Source organism: Peribacillus sp. R9-11 (assembly GCF_031345095.1).
Lineage (GTDB): Bacteria > Bacillota > Bacilli > Bacillales > DSM-1321 > Peribacillus > Peribacillus butanolivorans.
On record NZ_CP133763.1, the window covers coordinates 2,800,184 to 2,817,095 of the forward strand.

15 protein-coding genes and 1 other RNA gene are annotated in these 16,912 nt (G+C 34.5%); 13 read left to right on the forward strand and 3 right to left on the reverse strand.

The genetic code is table 11. From position 1 onward, the window contains the following. The first annotated feature begins 2 nt into the window (after positions 1–2). Positions 3–722 (forward strand): lipoprotein BA_5634 family protein, encoded by a 720-nt coding sequence (locus RE409_RS13725; RefSeq protein WP_309559201.1) that lies wholly within the window; start codon positions 3–5, stop codon positions 720–722. Between the two features lie 235 nt (positions 723–957). Here RE409_RS13725 and RE409_RS13730 read toward each other — a convergent pair whose 3' ends face one another. Further along, positions 958–1,491, reverse strand: a complete 534-nt coding sequence (locus RE409_RS13730; RefSeq protein WP_309559202.1) for an IseA DL-endopeptidase inhibitor family protein — start codon at positions 1,489–1,491, stop codon at positions 958–960. A gap of 492 nt (positions 1,492–1,983) precedes the next feature. Between RE409_RS13730 and RE409_RS13735 the strand changes: the two genes are divergently transcribed. The 3 genes from RE409_RS13735 to ssrS all read left to right on the forward strand — a co-directional run bounded on the left by RE409_RS13735 (position 1,984) and on the right by ssrS (position 3,529). Continuing rightward, a complete protein-coding gene (locus RE409_RS13735; RefSeq protein WP_309559203.1) occupies positions 1,984–2,259 on the forward strand; it encodes an ArsR/SmtB family transcription factor in 276 nt (91 codons plus the stop codon). Positions 2,260–2,374: 115 nt separating this feature from the next. Next, positions 2,375–2,872 (forward strand): SRPBCC family protein, encoded by a 498-nt coding sequence (locus tag RE409_RS13740; RefSeq protein WP_201249466.1) that lies wholly within the window; start codon positions 2,375–2,377, stop codon positions 2,870–2,872. A 470-nt stretch (positions 2,873–3,342) separates the two neighbouring features. Next, positions 3,343–3,529: non-coding RNA, 6S RNA (gene ssrS / locus RE409_RS13745), on the forward strand. Between the two features lie 211 nt (positions 3,530–3,740). On the opposite strand, the gene RE409_RS13750 is transcribed toward ssrS, so the two are convergent. Then, positions 3,741–4,283 carry a ribonuclease H-like YkuK family protein gene (locus RE409_RS13750; RefSeq protein WP_201180502.1) on the reverse strand — a complete coding sequence of 181 codons (543 nt, stop codon included), beginning with the start codon at positions 4,281–4,283 and terminating at the stop codon, positions 3,741–3,743. 590 nt (positions 4,284–4,873) lie between these two features. Here RE409_RS13750 and RE409_RS13755 point away from each other — a divergent pair. Both RE409_RS13755 and RE409_RS13760 read left to right on the forward strand, forming a co-directional pair. Next, entirely contained in the window at positions 4,874–6,499 is a 1,626-nt protein-coding gene (locus tag RE409_RS13755; RefSeq protein WP_309559204.1) for a family 14 glycosylhydrolase, read from the forward strand. Between the two features lie 281 nt (positions 6,500–6,780). Beyond that, positions 6,781–7,110: a hypothetical protein gene (locus tag RE409_RS13760; RefSeq protein ID WP_201224539.1), complete on the forward strand. Its 330-nt coding sequence runs from the start codon at positions 6,781–6,783 to the stop codon at positions 7,108–7,110. Between the two features lie 361 nt (positions 7,111–7,471). Here RE409_RS13760 and RE409_RS13765 read toward each other — a convergent pair whose 3' ends face one another. Then, entirely contained in the window at positions 7,472–7,642 is a 171-nt protein-coding gene (locus RE409_RS13765) for a hypothetical protein (RefSeq protein WP_201180498.1), read from the reverse strand. A 636-nt stretch (positions 7,643–8,278) separates the two neighbouring features. Here RE409_RS13765 and RE409_RS13770 point away from each other — a divergent pair. The 7 genes from RE409_RS13770 (at position 8,279) to RE409_RS13800 (ending at position 16,890) form a co-directional block, all read left to right on the forward strand. Next, entirely contained in the window at positions 8,279–10,267 is a 1,989-nt protein-coding gene (locus tag RE409_RS13770) for a transporter substrate-binding domain-containing protein (RefSeq protein WP_201224537.1), read from the forward strand. Between the two features lie 48 nt (positions 10,268–10,315). After that, positions 10,316–11,692: a sigma-54-dependent transcriptional regulator gene (locus tag RE409_RS13775; protein WP_201224535.1), complete on the forward strand. Its 1,377-nt coding sequence runs from the start codon at positions 10,316–10,318 to the stop codon at positions 11,690–11,692. 169 nt (positions 11,693–11,861) lie between these two features. Further along, positions 11,862–12,863, forward strand: a complete 1,002-nt coding sequence (locus RE409_RS13780) for a TAXI family TRAP transporter solute-binding subunit (RefSeq protein WP_309559205.1) — start codon at positions 11,862–11,864, stop codon at positions 12,861–12,863. Between the two features lie 26 nt (positions 12,864–12,889). Continuing rightward, positions 12,890–13,990, forward strand: a complete 1,101-nt coding sequence (locus tag RE409_RS13785; protein ID WP_242485258.1) for an ABC transporter substrate-binding protein — start codon at positions 12,890–12,892, stop codon at positions 13,988–13,990. A gap of 19 nt (positions 13,991–14,009) precedes the next feature. Continuing rightward, a complete protein-coding gene (locus RE409_RS13790; protein ID WP_309559206.1) occupies positions 14,010–15,176 on the forward strand; it encodes an ABC transporter ATP-binding protein in 1,167 nt (388 codons plus the stop codon). After that, positions 15,140–16,084: an ABC transporter permease gene (locus tag RE409_RS13795; RefSeq protein ID WP_397329748.1), complete on the forward strand. Its 945-nt coding sequence runs from the start codon at positions 15,140–15,142 to the stop codon at positions 16,082–16,084. The genes RE409_RS13790 and RE409_RS13795 overlap by 37 nt, the downstream gene beginning before the upstream one ends. Continuing rightward, positions 16,084–16,890 carry an ABC transporter permease gene (locus tag RE409_RS13800; protein ID WP_309559274.1) on the forward strand — a complete coding sequence of 269 codons (807 nt, stop codon included), beginning with the start codon at positions 16,084–16,086 and terminating at the stop codon, positions 16,888–16,890. The genes RE409_RS13795 and RE409_RS13800 overlap by 1 nt, the downstream gene beginning before the upstream one ends. Positions 16,891–16,912 lie beyond the last annotated feature (22 nt).

Here is a 16,912-nt window from a genome sequence, read left to right on the forward strand (position 1 = left end):
AAATGAAGAAAATAATTCGTATATGCATCATTGGAGTAATGGCTATTTCTCTTTTGAGTGCTTGTTCACTATTCGATAATAAGCACGAAACCCAGACTAGAAATGGGATGTTACTGATAGGTAACGAACAACCATTACAAGACATAGTTAATCAATATAAAAATAAAATTCAATCAAATGCCGTATATAAAATTAAACAATCTACAATCGAAGATTTAAATACGTTAATTTTGAAGAGAGATACAGCTGAAGAGCTTGTAAAACAAGGATTGTTACGTCGACCAAAGAATGTGAAATCTCCTACTTTTTCTGATTCTTATTCCATTCAATCTTTACCCGATGTTGAAAAAGATACCGCATTGCTATTATCACGATACGATAGCTCGGAAAATGTAAAACGTTTAAAGGAAGTTACGATGAATGATATTAAATTTAAAGCACAACATGATGATCCAGCTTGGTTCGGATATATCCCAGACCCAAGTTTCGAAACTGTGATTGCCATAGTTAGTGACGAGATGTTTAATAAAATTCCTGTACCAGAAACAAGTATGGCGACTTTACACCTCAAGAAGACCTATGGAAGTCTTAGAGACGAAGTAATAGCTCCTGATGCAAGTGATTCTGATGCATTAAAAACCAAAACAGAATGGTTAAGATTAACTAAAGATATAAAAGAACATGTGAAGCATTTGCAGAGCATTTCCTTTCTTGAAAAGTAAAAACTTCATTGCTAAATTATGTTTTACGTGCCTCATAAATAATTATGTTGATTCGTATGACTATTTATGAGATGTAATATTAAAGTCTGTTTCATTTATATAATCCATTAAATCAGTTCTTAATATGAAGCTTTTAAATAGTGTGGTGATGGGGAATCTGAACTCGCGGGGAAACATTCAAATGAAAAACCTCTTATGTTTACTGCATAAGAGGTTTTTCATCAAAGCCATTAACTTATTGAACTGCATCGAACTGATTAACTTTCCACTTGGATCCGGACTTATAAAAAGTAACTGTTCTTTTAACCGACTCACCGTCGACTGTAGGGACCGTTAAATTATAGGATTTAACGTTCGGTTTTTGATAGACCAATTTAATTTTCGCTTTTCTCCACTCTAACATGCTGTCGCCGTCTCCTATAGGACGAGCTAATTTTCCTTTATACGTAATATATTTATACTTTGTCAGCCCTTTTTCTACTGCACTATTAGTAAATGTTTCAGTTAAGTATTTAACTAGCTTGTCTTTAGTATTAAATTCTTGGCAAAGGTAAGAATACTCTGTACCTTTATAATTAAATGTTTTTTGTGAACAGGATTGATTAGTGTATCCATGTAATGCATTCCAGAAATGATTGCTGGCTTTATCGGCTATCTTTAATGCATTTTTGTCAGATAAATTCTGTGATGTATTTTGTGCTGTAACTACGGTACTCATTGTACAAAAAAGAATGATGATTGATAATAGCATACCTGAAAATTTTTTCATACTTTCTCTCCCCAATCTCTAATTAGGATAATTATGTAACAATAGCGCAATTAATATTACAATTGTTACATTTATATTACAACAAGATCGACATTAGTAAAAGAGAAATTTTAGTAATTTCATAATATATTTTTAGTTTTTATTGGAGTATACATAATTTGTTCATATTATTTCTTTCAAAAGTAGCGTTTACCCTATCTACATAAAGAAAAGGGAATGATTTAAGAGTTGCAATCCAATTTAGCTTACAGCTAAGTATTTATTTATCATCCATCGCTTATTCTATGAGGAACTTACATTATATAGAAGAGCTTCCGCTATATTAGGCAGTTATCGGAATAAATCGCTTTTCTTGTTGACCTAACGTAAGCAAGATAGTCAAATAAAGAGTTGATGTTATACATTACACGAATCTGTTAAAAATAAAAGGCACAAAGATCTTATTTAACCAAATGGTTGAGTTATTTAGTTTAATCCATTATAGTTAACCATTTGGTTGAACAAAATAATGATTACCTAGATAATATTTTCCAAGCTTTGGCTGACCCAACTCGAAGAGAAATAGTTCGTCTTATTGCTTCTAATGACCGAACAGTTTCAGAACTGGCAGCACCTGTTGAAATGTCTTTAGCAGCAATTTCTAAGCATATCAAAGTTTTAGAACGGACAGAATTACTTAATAAGACAACGAAAGGGAGAACATATATATGTCGTCTAAATCCCGATTCGTTATCATCCGTTATAGAATGGCTTCGTTTTTATGAGTGATTTTGGAACAGGCAGTTTGATGTTCTTGAACGTGAGCTAAATAAAGCCAAAAAGGAAGAACATTAGATTATTAGTACAATTTTATAATTAACTTATTTAGGAAAGGTTGATAAAGATGGTTAATACATCAACCACAACACTTACTATGATTCGTCGTTTTGATGTCCCTGCGGAAAGAATATTTGACGCTTGGCTGAGCCCAGAAATGATGAGAAAATGGTTTTTTACAATGGAATCAACGAATAAAGTGGCAAACAATGAGCCTATTGTAGGTGGCTCCTGGGAAATTGTCGACCATAGAGAAGGTAAAGATTACAGGGCAGTTGGTAAGTACATAGAAGTTGACTCACCAAGTAAATTAGTTTTCACATTTAAAATGCCTCAATTCAGTGATACGGAGGACAGGATTACCGTTGAAATTAATCCTTTTGAAAATGGCTGCGAGATGACCTTCACACAATTGATTGTCGTTCCTCACGAAGAAGGTTGGACTGAGGAAGACATTGAAAAAGCACATGATGAATATAATAGTCAAACTGAACAAGGTTGGGGTTATATGTTTGAAGGGTTAAAACAATTGGTAGAAACTGGTAAAATTAATTATCCATCTTAAATTACATTCACCGAGCGTCTACTTTCGCTCGTGCTTTTATTTCAGAATTACGCAATAATGCAATAGAAAATAAGGTGCTTGTTTAACTATCGGATAGTTCGTATTATAAGGTCGACCAGTAAAAATTACTGGTTGACCTTTTTTAATAGATTCTATTATATCAGTAGCCAGCCACCTTTTCTGACAAAAAAACAGGATTACACCTTCAAGAAAAAACATGGGGATTATATAGGTTTTTTTAATCAATCGTTTATTTCAATATAAATATATTTTTATCGAATGGGTGTTACATAAACTTTTGAGACAGTGATCATTTAAGTTAGTAAAAATGGGAATTTACCGATATTTTGATTTACAAATGTTCAATTCATTCGTAGCTATTTTTAGGTTGTATAGGGCTTTGCTGAATCTTTTTAGATAATGGTAATTGTTTACATTGTGGAATGAGCGGAGTTTAGGTAATATAAGTATACAAGCTGCGCTGTTCGTAATGATTATTAAGTTTTAACCTTTAAGCTGTAATAGGGAGTTTTATATTGAAACAGGAATGTTATGCCTTGTCATTGACTTGGACAACAGGATTGTTTCTGCAAACACCCACTTTGAGGAGTGGTGGTTTAAAACTTTCTTACTGAATACGGCAATGGCGGCTTACATCTTTAAATGTTGAAACCGGTCTCGGTCTGAGGCCGGTTTTTTGCTGTTTTTTTCACAACGTACTATCGGAATTGTATGTATCGCTTTGTAGTCTGAAGAACCGAACCGATAATATCGAACCTATATTGAACTAATATATTTATTTTCAACCGTCTTACATTTTTTCCATAGTTTACAGCTTGGTACCTTACGTGTTGTTTATTAGCAACATTTATTCTTGCTTTGTATACCGATTGGCATAACTTGAGGCAACGAAAGCATTGGGTTTAATTTTGGGTTCCACTCCCATGGATTCCATCCTAGCTACCATTTCTTTTACAAACTCACTTGTTTTGTTCCGTTTTCCAATCCCGATATCAATGTGGCCCTCCATGATGAACGTTGCCCCTTGATATACAGCAGGCAGTACAATATCGATTAACTGATTTTTTCTTTCTTCCGTAAACATGGATACAATCTCCTCAGTTAACGACAATTCATGGGAAATACGTTCATGTAATTGGGTCATCCTTCTAGGAATCGTCACTTTTCTTATACAAGCCCACACACCATTCCCGACCTGCTGTATCACAATGCCTGTAATGAAAACCGTATGTTTTTTATGTACTTGAGAATCAGTACCGACCATCAATCGATAGTTACCAGATGGATTTAATTTCATGAACTTTACAATATGATCGAATACCTCTTCAAATGACATGTTTTTTTCCTGAAGATTTTGAAATGGAATGTTATGAATTGGATATTGCCTCATATTGTTGCACCCAACCTTTCCTTGGCTATAATACTGATTGTTCCATATCTACTCCCCGCCAATAACACATCATATGAAGTAAGTTCTTGTTTCGTGCAGTGAGTAGAACCAACCCTCAAATGAAGATGTAGTCATCAATAAAAGGAAATGTAAGAAATAGGTCTTATTAAGAATGCAAAATCCTTAATGAAAATTCTAATTGAGAGATACCGATTCAATCTATTAATGACATTTGCTGATGAAGCTCATTAATAGTTTGAATCGTTAACGGTTCGAAAATATATATCCCTAACTGAACATACATAGAAAGAGATCCATTAGGAATTTTTTTCTGGATAGTCTTTTTTAGGACTATCCAGTTTTTCTTTTTTGAGGAGTTATGAATTCCTGAAGTCCCTGCTTAGCGAGACGGATATTTCCCTTTCTTTCCCGAAAAAATAATTGATAAATATTTCCAAGTGAAATATACTTTTTTGTAAAGGTCAACTTTATTTTTCACGAAAATGAAAACGTTATCACATCATGAACCTTATTTCTGATTTTATTACTAAGTCTCGGATTCTATTATCAATAAGGGAAGGTGTGGTTTTTTGAAAAAATTATCTATTGGAATGTTTACCTTTATGCTGTATTTTGTTCCTTTATCAAGTACTTCACCTGGCTTTGCAGAAGTAAAACCAGATTACAAGCTATATGTGATGGCGCCATTGGGTGAAATAACAGATTGGGAAGCATTTAAAGCAGAATTGATTCAGTTGAAGGAAAATGGAGTATATGCAATAACAACAGATATCTGGTGGGGATTAGTCGAGAGTAAAAAAGATAATAAGTTTGAATGGTCCTATTATAAAAAATATGGGGAGGTAGTGGAAGCTTCCGGTTTAAAATGGGTGCCCATTTTATCTACGCATCAATGTGGTGGTAATGTGGGTGATGATTGTAACTATCCCATCCCAAGTTGGCTCTGGAAGAAAGATTCTGCCGAAAACATGGCATTCAAGAGTGAAAGTGGTTACTGGAATAAAGAAGTACTTGCTCCATGGTGGGATGGAACAGCTGATCAATACAACGAATTGTACAAATCCTTTGCAACGAACTTTGCTGATAAAAAGGATCTAATTGTCAAAATCTATCTAAGTGCAGGTCCAGCTGGGGAATTGAGATATCCCTCCTATCAAAATGCAGACGGTTGGAACTATCCTGAGAGGGGACAGCTTCAAGTTTATACAGAAGGTGCGAAACGGAATTTCAGGCTTACCATGAAAGAAAAATATTCCACTATTAAAAAACTCAATGCTGCTTGGGGAACAGAGTATAAAAAATGGAATGAGATTCAACCGCCAGGTAACGGGGATGAATTTTTTACTAGTGGTGAAGCAAGTGACACACAATTTGGAAACGACTTTATGGAGTGGTATCAAGGAGCTCTTGAAAATCATCTTTCAAAAATTTCGGAATTTGCCCATAAACATTTTGATAAAGTTTTTAATGTACCAATTGGGGCTAAAATCTCAGGTGTCCATTGGAAAATGAATGATCCAGTTATGCCGCATTCAGCAGAGTATAGCGCTGGTTACTATAATTACTCTCAACTACTTGAGCAGTTTAAAAAGTCTAATTTGGCCCTCACGTTTACTTGTTTAGAAATGGGTGATTACGACGCCCATACTGCACCATACTACAGCGCTCCTAAAACGTTAGTGACTCAAATCGCTACTTTAGCTAAAAAGAAAGGAATTTCCTTAAACGGTGAAAATGCACTTCCTCTTATCAATAATGAATGGGGTTTCGATAATATAGCAGAAATGGTTTTCAACTACGATTTTGACGGCTTTACCTTGCTTAGAATGTCATATTTATTCGATGATGAAGGAAATCCAACAAATGAGTTTAGGATGCTGGCAGATAAATTAGAAGGTAAGTCTATTCCAGTTACATTCACAGTTGAAAATGTACCTGTCTCACCCAATCAGGGTGTTTACTTGATTGGTGATAGAGGAGAAATCGGCAGGTGGAATCCTGCAGATTACGAATATAAGCTAACCCAAAATCCAGAAGGCAACTGGAGTGGAACATTCCATTTAGCCGCAGATCGATTCTATGAATTCAAGTTTCTCATAAAAGATGAAAATGGAAATACTACATGGCAAGATGGTAAAAATAATAGCTATAAAACTCCTTTAAATGGTAAAGGAAACTACAAAACCTCATGGTAGATAAATATATAAGGAGTTAAAAGAAAATGAGTACTAATGATAGGTAGGCAAAGCTACTGTTTAGAGGGAATGGTGAAATACGATTTGGAAATTTGAAAAAAAATACCTTACTATTTAAAAAAAAGATTTAAGAAGAAGTAATTAGATACTTAGTAAATGGTTGGAATAGATGGCTTATTAAGTTGGCTAGTAATCAAAATGTAAATCGTTTGTCATTGTAATACCCTTGATGTTAGGAGTTTATACGTATAAACTTTATTTAATATTGAGGAGTGGTTAAGTTGAAAAAGGTAACAATAGACAAATTAACATTTAAAAATCATCTATCGACGATTGAACAACTTTCATTGAAAGATTTTATGTTTAAGTGGCTAGGTAACCCCGAAGAAGGTTTAGATGATTTTCTTCCACTTACGTACACAGATACTGTCTTTGCAAAGATGGAAACACCATTGGAAACCAATTTTCGGATTCAAGGTGATGAAACCTTAAGATATGTAACAATAACGGAAGATAATCAGATTGTTATAGGGGTCTTGGACCTAAATCAAGAGTTAGCGTTTAGAATTTTGTCTCTAGAGGAGCATTTGGAATCAAATCTGAACCGTTAGTTGAACAAGATAACAGAACCTGCCATAAATAAAGCCTTGTAATTTTAAGGAAATGCTTTTCAAAATTTTTCCATCTATAGAGTAATATTAGCTTTTTGAGTTGTTAGAAATTAAATTGGGCAAATAATCAATGAATAGACAATTTTGTCCTATGAAATTTAATTAGGAAAACACCCTAAATGTTCGAATTGGATTCTATATCTGAACCTAAGAAAATAGACTTTCAAACGTTTTCCTATTATTAGGGTTTTTGTATAAGATAGTGAAATGGAGTAAACTGAACGAAAAAAATTGACTTTAAGTTGAAATTGAATCTAATAAACATCCGGAACTAAATCTAAATAGTGAGTATGACCAAACATTACTTTCCGTTATATTTATGGCCCATTGTATGTTTTAAGTGTCCAATCACTAATTTATAGCAATCTTGTAATTCTGGAGACATATTTTCATTCTTCACTAACATCCTTAAGGTCTTCTCTGTTTCAGAGACTACTTGGTGTTTAATTGACCTAGTTTGTTGTATCGACATTTTATTCACTCCTTTTCTTAATATTATTGACATATATCAATTTAATTAATCTCAATTTGCCAAAATTACATTAATTTTATACGAGGAAGAGTTTACTTTTTAGGAGTATACAATTGCCTATGCGGACTATTTATTTCTGTTGGAATTCTCTGAAATCGGCACCTGCTAGGTTAATCTTTTCTAAACTAAACTAAATAGAATCAGATGCTATTTCTAAAAGTGAATGAAAATTATATGAAATGTTTGAATAGCCCTTCTCAATGTGAGAGGGGCTATTCTTACTTTAGTTGCTTAGCTTTCTGTATTTAGTGTGAATATGTGGTACTTAATTATATAGTAATTACGCTTTTGACATTAAGCCCGATTTACATATATACAGATTTTGCAAACGTGCTGATGCAAGGGTGGCAGCGTGGCTACCTACTACAATAAAGTTGATTTATTTATTGTAGAATAGCGGCAAATAATTTGTTGCAACATGTAAAACTGTGTCAGATTTCACTAATAATATGTTTGATATTAAAGGTATCAAGTTCTTATTGGAGAAATATTAATATCATGGCGTTTTTTAACGAGAGTATAACTACATGGAATTAAGAATTTCAACTTTAAGGAGGGCTCTTAATTATAAAACAATTGTATAAAATATTAGGTATCTGTTGTTTCACTCTCTTTTTTCAAACAATATGGTCCCCTGATATTTTTGCCGAACAAAAAACGTATAAAATTGCGGGAGAATGGGCTCTTCCACCTTTTTCATTTAAAAATAAGGATGGAGAGCTGACTGGTATTAACATTGATATAATGGAGAAAATAGCGGATTATAATGGGCTTGATTTTGAATATATTCCTATGGGTATGCAAGATGCGGAAAAGGCATTAAAGGATGGATCTATTGATGCGATTGTTGGTAGTACATATAGTACCGAAAAAGATAATCAATTTGATTTTACCCAATCATATTTCACAATGTCTCAATCAATAATTATCCCAAACGCCAAGCAAAATGATATTCATACTCTCACAGATTTACGTAATTCACATGTTGTACTTGATAATAACACGCCAGTAATCAGCACATTTTTGAACATGAGAAATACAAACCTAACTACTGTTTCTAATCAATACTCGGGTATTCTAACATTATTGAACAAACGGGCAGATGTATTTATCGGAAACAAATGGACTGCAGACTATTATTTAAAAAAGTTCAGACAAGAAAATCATTACATCATACTTGATGAAGTTATTGAACCCGCAGATTATACGATTGCAGTTAAACAAGGGAATCAAACGTTGCTTTTCATGATGGACAATACACTCACTGAACTTAAAGCAAATCGAAATTTAAACGAGATAATTGATAAATGGGTCATGCCTCAATCCAATCAAAAAATTGCCAAGCTGGAGCAATTTATCTTTTGGTTAATCATAATCTTAGCCGCAGTAGCTCTGATCCTTTTAATTATTTACATATGGAATCAAAAACTTAAGAAATCAGTCCATGCCCAAACAAAGAGTCTACACCTTTTAAATAAGGATTTACAGATGCAACGGCAAAATATTGCTAATAGTAAAGCATTTAAAGATCAAATTTTAAACAATATAAATACAGGGATCATTACATTCGACCTTGATTTTGTAATAACTAGCTGTAATACAAAAGCATCGGATATTCTTAACATCTCCGCGGAAAATATTTTGAATCTTAGGAATTATCCAACTCTAATAAGGTTATTTAATAGTTCCTATCAAGAACATGAAGAGAAAAATGGGACAAACTATTTTCAAGTTTTGGTATTAAATGAGGAGAGTGAACGCAAAGTAATCTCGTATACGGTACATAAAATGTACAATTCTGAAGAAATACAAACAGGATTCTTACTTTCCATGAATGATGAGACGGAAAAGAAACTATTAGAGAAAAAATTGGTCACTCAAGAAAAGTTGCATGCACTTGGTCAACTAGTCGCAGGTGTTGCACATGAAATTCGGAATCCCTTAACATCTATAAAAACTTTCATAGATCTGCTTCCGAGTAAATATGAAAATCCTCAATTTCGCCAAGTTCTTATGGAACACTTGCCTACTGAAGTAAACCGGTTAAATGCGATTGTTACTGATCTAATTGATTATGCACGTCCACGTCCACCAAATATACGAAATTATTACGCTCACGAACTTATTTCTTTACTTGCTTTTCATAAGGTAACTATGGAAAAAAAACAAATTAATTTTGAACAAACAATTGATGAAGATCTTGTTTTTTATATAGATTTACAACAAATTCATCAGGTGCTTCTTAACTTAGTATTAAATTCTATTCAAGCGGTAGAAGAAACAGAGCATAAAACTATTAAAATTACAATTGATAAAATGAACGAAAAAACAGGACGGATTGTCATAGCTGACACGGGCAAGGGGATGAAACAGGAGGAACAAAATCACATCTTTGAACCTTTCTTCACCAATAAAGAAAAAGGGGTCGGATTAGGCCTTACGTTATCATACAGACTAATTAAAGAAAATAATGGGGATATTTATGTGAAAAGTTATCTTAATTCAGGAACAAAGTTCGTCATCTTATTACCTTTATCTGAAGAACAAGAAGCCATTTTGAGTTAATAATGTTATTAAATCTTTTGTTATGATTATAAAAGGAGGAACAGAAATATGAAGCCACATGTGCTAGTGATCGATGACGAACCTGCAATTTGTACAGCTCTTAGCTTTGCATTAGAAGACGATTATCAAGTTGTCACTACTACAGATCCAGATGAAGGTCTTCGACATATTGAACAGATTTCAGTTGATATTGTTCTACTTGATTTGCGGATTGGAAGTAAAAGTGGATTAGATATTCTTCAAAAAATTAAACACAGGTCCCCCAATGTTACTGTAATTATGATGACGGCCTATTCATCTATTGATACTTCCATTGAGGCAATAAAAAATGGGGCCTATTACTATATCGAAAAGCCTATCAATATAGAAGAACTGTCATTGCTTTTAATGAGGGCAGCCGAATTTAAACAGATGTCCAATCAGTTAGAGACGCTTCATGAAGAATTAGAGAAGACAAGAGGATTCGGAAATTTCCTTGGTAACAGCAAAGCAATGCAACGTATTTTTTCAATGATCGAAAGAGTGAAGGATATTGATTCAAGTGTTCTTATTACAGGAGAAAGCGGAACTGGAAAAGAACTTGTCGCCCGAAGCATTCATACTTTAGGAAGACGAAAAAACAATCCAATGCAGATTGTTAATTGTGCAGCTATACCTGAGATGTTGCTAGAATCTGAATTATTCGGTTATGAAAAAGGAGCGTTTTCCGGTGCCACACAGCGGAAGGAAGGGAAATGCGTTGCTGCCGATGGGGGTATCCTTTTTCTCGATGAGATTAGTGAAATGCCACTTCCTCTTCAAGCTAAATTATTACGTGTGCTACAGGAACGGGAAGTAACACCTCTTGGTTCCAATACAAAAATATCATTGGATTTCCGTATTATAAGCGCAGCTAACAAAAATCTAGAACAAATGGTAATGGAAGGTAAGTTCCGAGAGGATTTGTATTTCAGACTAAATGTTATCCCAATTTCTATGCCACCATTAAGAGAAAGAAAAGAAGATTTACCATTGCTTATGGATTATTTCATCAAAAAACACGCTAAGGATATGAATCGGGAAGATAAGACGTTCACAGCATCAGCACGTCGGTTGTTGCTAGATTATCATTATCCAGGGAATGTGCGCGAGCTTGGTAACATTATAGAGTATGCTGTTGCCCTTTCAAACTCAAATAATATGGAAGATACTGACCTGCCACAATATGTTCAAGAACAAAAGCTAATATTACAGTCTGGCAGTCCCAATGAAGACTTTAACAGTTTTAGTATCCCAATCGGAATCTCGATGAAAGAGATAGAGGAAAAAGTAATAACAGCTACACTTCAATACTGTAAAAATCACCGACAAAAAACAGCACAAATTCTAAAAATTTCAGAAAGAAGCCTTCGCGATAAAATTAAGCTTATTTCAAATGGGGAATAAGAGATAAATTAAATCAACCACTTACCGGCATTTTTTTCTGGGTACCCGGCAAAAAATGCCGATTTTTAAGATTAAAATGCACAAAAATTCGGCAGGAATTGCATTTTATAGCTATAAATCGACTTGGCACAGTACTTGCATTTAACTTTACTAAGAAAGGAGGGCCAATATGAAAAATGGAGCACTCTTTATAAAAGCTGCTTTGTTATTTTGTTTCATAACAGGATGCTCTTTTATGAATGAGCAGCAGGAAATAACTACACCTGCTAATACCTTAATTCAGAAGCAATTAATTTCTGAGGGTCAGGATTTAAATAATCGGCTGCTAATTATTGCAACAGGAGATATGTCAGGAGTTTATTTTTCATTAGGACAAGTATTGTCCAACTTGTATGAAAAATATAATGGAGCTGTATCGGGGACTCAAGTCACTCATGCATCTATTGAAAATACTGAATTAGTTAGCCAACATCAAGCAGAAATTGGGTTTACTACTGTAGATGTACTTGATTTGCCAGAAACGAATAAATCAAAGTTACGTGCATTAACCACCCTTTATTCAAACTATGTTCAAATTGTTACAACGAAACAAAACAATATTGATTCCTTAGAAGATTTAGTTGGGAAACGCATTAGTATTGGCACGTCAGGAAGTGGTACAAGACTGATTGCAGAACGGGTCCTCTTGGAAACTGATTTACCGCTTGACCAATTGAATTTATCCTATCTTTCATTTTCTCAATCTGCAGAAGCATTACGTAATGGTACTATTGATGTGGCTTTCTTCTCTTCAGGTATCCCGAATAATGAAATCGCTTTCATCTCAAAGGAAACGAATCTCTCATTTATACCTATACCGGAAGATATCATTGACCGCCTTCAAAAACAAAATGGTGGTTATACAAAGAATGAAATTTCAAGTGACACATATAAAGGAATGAAAAAGAATATTCAAACGATTTCAATTAAAAATGTCTTATTAACTTACGACGAAATGTCAGATTTGCAGGCGTACAATCTTGTTAAAACATTATATGAACATCTGCCTGAGTTGCAGCATACACATCCAGCTGCTTCTGATATTTCATTAAATGAAGCAATTAAGCAAATTCCAATTGAGTATCATCAAGGTGCCATAAATTATTTTACCGAACAAGGAATTATTCATTAATAAAGTAAAATGGGGAGGTTCATCAATTGAAAAAAATAATTAGTTTATTCTCAATAATATTATTGGTTATGCTTGCAGGATGTGGTAATCCGACGCCACAAAAGCCGGGGGAAGCAACTCAAACAAGTACAGGTGAAAAAGGTGAGAAAAAAATTACGATAGCCGGTAATGGCGGGGTTATTGAAAGTGCCATTCGAGATGTGATTGCTCCAAAATTCAAAGAAGAAACTGGGATTACAGTTAACTATATTTCGGGTTTATCAGGTGAAATTTTGTCAAAAGTGGAATTACAGAAAAACTCTCCACAAATTGATGTCGCCCTTTTTGTACCTGTTGATGTAATACGAGCTCAAGACAAGGGACTGATTGATTCCGTTGATGAGTCTAATGTTCCAAATATGAAATCTGTAGATTCGCGATTCATTCCAATTGAAAAGGCTGCTGCTCCAGTATTCGGCTTGGTTATTGCACCAGCTTACAATACAGAAACATTTAAAAAGAAAGGGTTAAAATCGATTGAATCTTGGAACGATCTTGTATCTCCAGATTACGAGGGTAAAACGGCATTTTCAGACATTACGAATGATTGGGGCTTTAATACTCTTAATGGTTTAGCAATTTCAAATGGCGGCAGTACAGACAACATGGAGCCAGGGCTTGAAAAAGCAAAAGATCTTGCAGGATATTCGAATACTTTTTATAAAAATTCAACACAAATGATGCCAGCTATCCAACAAGGAGCTGCTGACGTAACCGTGATGGGAAGTTATTCTATTGGCGAACTTGCTGTTTCAGGAGTTCCAATCAAAATGGCTGTTCCTAAAGAAGGTGTGCCGCTTCAAGCATTTAGTGCTTCACTTGTGAAAAATACACCTAACAATGAAGAAGCACTTGAATTTATCAACTATTTAATTAGTGAAGAAGCACAAGAGCTAATTTCTGAGAAAGGATTTTATCCGACGGTAGAAGGAATGAAAATTTCAGAAAAATTCGAAGAGTCAATCGGACTTAAAGAAACCGATAAAACATTCAAACCTGATTTTGCTAAGTTTGCTGAGATTCGTGCTGAAGTATCTGACAGATGGGCAAAAGAAGTAACTCCTGAACTAGGTAAAAAACTCAAATAAAAAGGAGCGGGTTGAACACATGGAAGTCTTAAAAAACGATGTAGAAATTAAAAGGACACATACACATCTTGAACCAGTACAACACTTAGGTTCAAATAAAAATGATGTAGAGGTAAAAGGAGCATTTAAACAATTTGGATCAAATGTTGTATTAAATGGCATTGATTTAGAGGTGAAGCAAGGAGAGTTACTTACTCTTCTTGGTCCTTCTGGATGTGGAAAGTCGACAACCTTAAATCTTATTGCAGGTTTCCTCGATGCAGATCGAGGTGAGGTTTATATTAAAGGGAACAATGTAACGAAAGTTCCGCCATATAAGAGAGATTTAGGTATGGTTTTTCAAACTTATTCCCTTTTTCCTCATATGACAGTATATGAAAATCTTAGCTTTGGATTGAAGTTGCGAAAAGTAGGTAAAGCTGAACAAAAAAAGAAAATAAGTAAAGCACTGGAATTAGTAAAAATGTCAGGATTGGAAAATCGTTATCCGAGAGAATTATCAGGAGGGCAACGTCAGCGTGTTGCTATATCCAGGGCACTTGTAGTTGAGCCAGAACTCCTTTTACTTGATGAGCCCCTTTCAAATCTTGATGCTAAGTTACGCCATGAGCTAAGAGCCGAGATTAAACGTTTACAAAAGGAGATTGGGGTAACAACTATTTTTGTAACACATGATCAAGAAGAGGCTCTGTCTATGTCAGATCGAGTAGTGGTTATGAATGCAGGTAAAATCGAACAAATCAGTACCCCAACTGATATTTACAATCATCCTAAAACAGAATTCGTCTTTCAATTTATTGGAAAGTCAAATTGTTTTGAAGGTAAAGTTTCAGAAGTGGATAAGCGGAGAATTTCAGTCAAAATAGGTGATGATATCACTCATGTTGATGCAGATAATATCATGGGAAATGATAGCAATTTGAAAGCTGGGGATGAGGTGAAGATGTATATTAGACCCGAAAAGGTACAAATTGTTCCTGCAGAAGAAACCGCTTTATCACTTTTTGATTACCATAAAGCCAAGATTAGTCAAATTAATTATCTTGGTACGTCATGGGAAATTAATGTTTTATTACAAGGGAAAAGTGTTCAAGTTTTGACTTCTTCTTTTAATTATTCATGGCAAAATGGGAGTGAGGTGTATATCGGATGGAGCCCATCAGAAGTTATGCTAGTCAAGAAATAGAAAAGGATATGAATCCAATAGAGCCACAAAAAGAACCTAAATTCAAAAAAAGAAAAGTTTGGATACCTGGACTACTCCTTTTAACACCTATTTTATTATTTATCTTTGGTTTCTTTGTCATTCCAATGCTATACATTCTATATTTAAGCTTTATTTCAACTGATAATCTTGGTGGGGCAGATGCAGTATATAGCTTGAAAAACTATACACAAATATTTACGGATAGTTACTATTTGTCTTCTTTATGGTTGACAGTGAAAATCAGTTTATATTCGGTTTTAGTTTCTCTATTTCTAGGTTATCCAGTAGCAATGACAATGGCAAAAAGTTCACCACGAATTAGAGGGTACATCACTCTCTTGATCGTGTCACCACTTTTGGTAAGTATAGTGGTTCGTAATTTTGGTTGGTATCTATTGCTACTGCCTAACGGAACGATAAATCAAACGTTGATGGCTCTAGGTATTATAGATACTCCATTGAAACTACTATTTTCGGAAATTGGAGTTGTTATCGGGCTTTCTAATGCATATCTGCCTTTCATGATCTTATCTATTGTTGCTAGCTTATATAATATTGATCCTTCTTTAGATAAGGCGGGAGCAATTCTTGGGGCAAGTCCTTTCAGAAGGTTCTTTTCAATTACTTTGCCGCTAAGTATACCTGGTATTGTCTCTGGTTGCATTCTTGTATTTAGCTTGTCGATGAGTGCCTATGTTACACCTGCACTAATGGGTGGAGCAAATGTACCTGTTATGCCAGTTGTCATATATGATCAAATAAATAACTTGCTTCACTGGACATTTGGATCAGCGCTTTCTTATATTCTATTAGCAACAACGGTCATTTCAGTAGCTGTCTTTACTAGAATGTTTGAAAAAGGGAAATTTAAGGAGGTATTCCGATGATGAAAACTCTTGGTGGCCTTCGCATCGCTGTTGCTGTGTTAGCAATAATCTATATCTTAATACCACTCATTGTAGTTATACCTGCTTCTTTTACAAGTGCTAATTATCCAAGTTTTCCAGCAGAAGGTTTCTCACTACAATGGTATACCAAAATTTTAGAACGCCCTGAGTTTTTGGAAGCATTTATTAATAGTTCCAAATTCGCCGCCTTAGCAGCTATTTTCTCCGTCATATTTGGAACTTTAGGGGCTCTTGGCATTGCAAAGTATGATATACCCGGCAAATCGTACATTACGGCACTCTTAACTTCTCCATTAAGTGTGCCGCAGCTTGTTTTAGGTATTGCACTGTTGATGTATTTCACACCAATGATGCTTGCCGGTACTTCTACAGGATTTTTAATTGCCCATATTGTCATTTGTATCCCATATGTAATGCGTCTCGTTTTAACTGGTTTAAGTGGATTTGATTATAATCTTGAACGTGCTGCAGCTATACTTGGTGCTAATCCACTTACTGTTTTTTTGAAAGTGACACTTCCGCTTATTGGATCAGCTGCTATCTCAGGAGGACTATTTGCATTTCTAACATCATTTGATAATGTAACTGTCTCTCTTTTTATGGTATCACCTGAAATGCGTACGCTTCCAATTGAGATTTTTTCACAAATGCAGGATGCCTATAATCCAATCGTTGCTTCCGTGTCAAGCGTAGTTATTTTCATATCAGTCGTTCTAATCGTTATACTTGAAAAAATTCAAGGTGTCGGAAAGGTTTTCGGCGGTTCTCATCATACGAACGGTTAATAGAAACGTAGACAATAAGTTT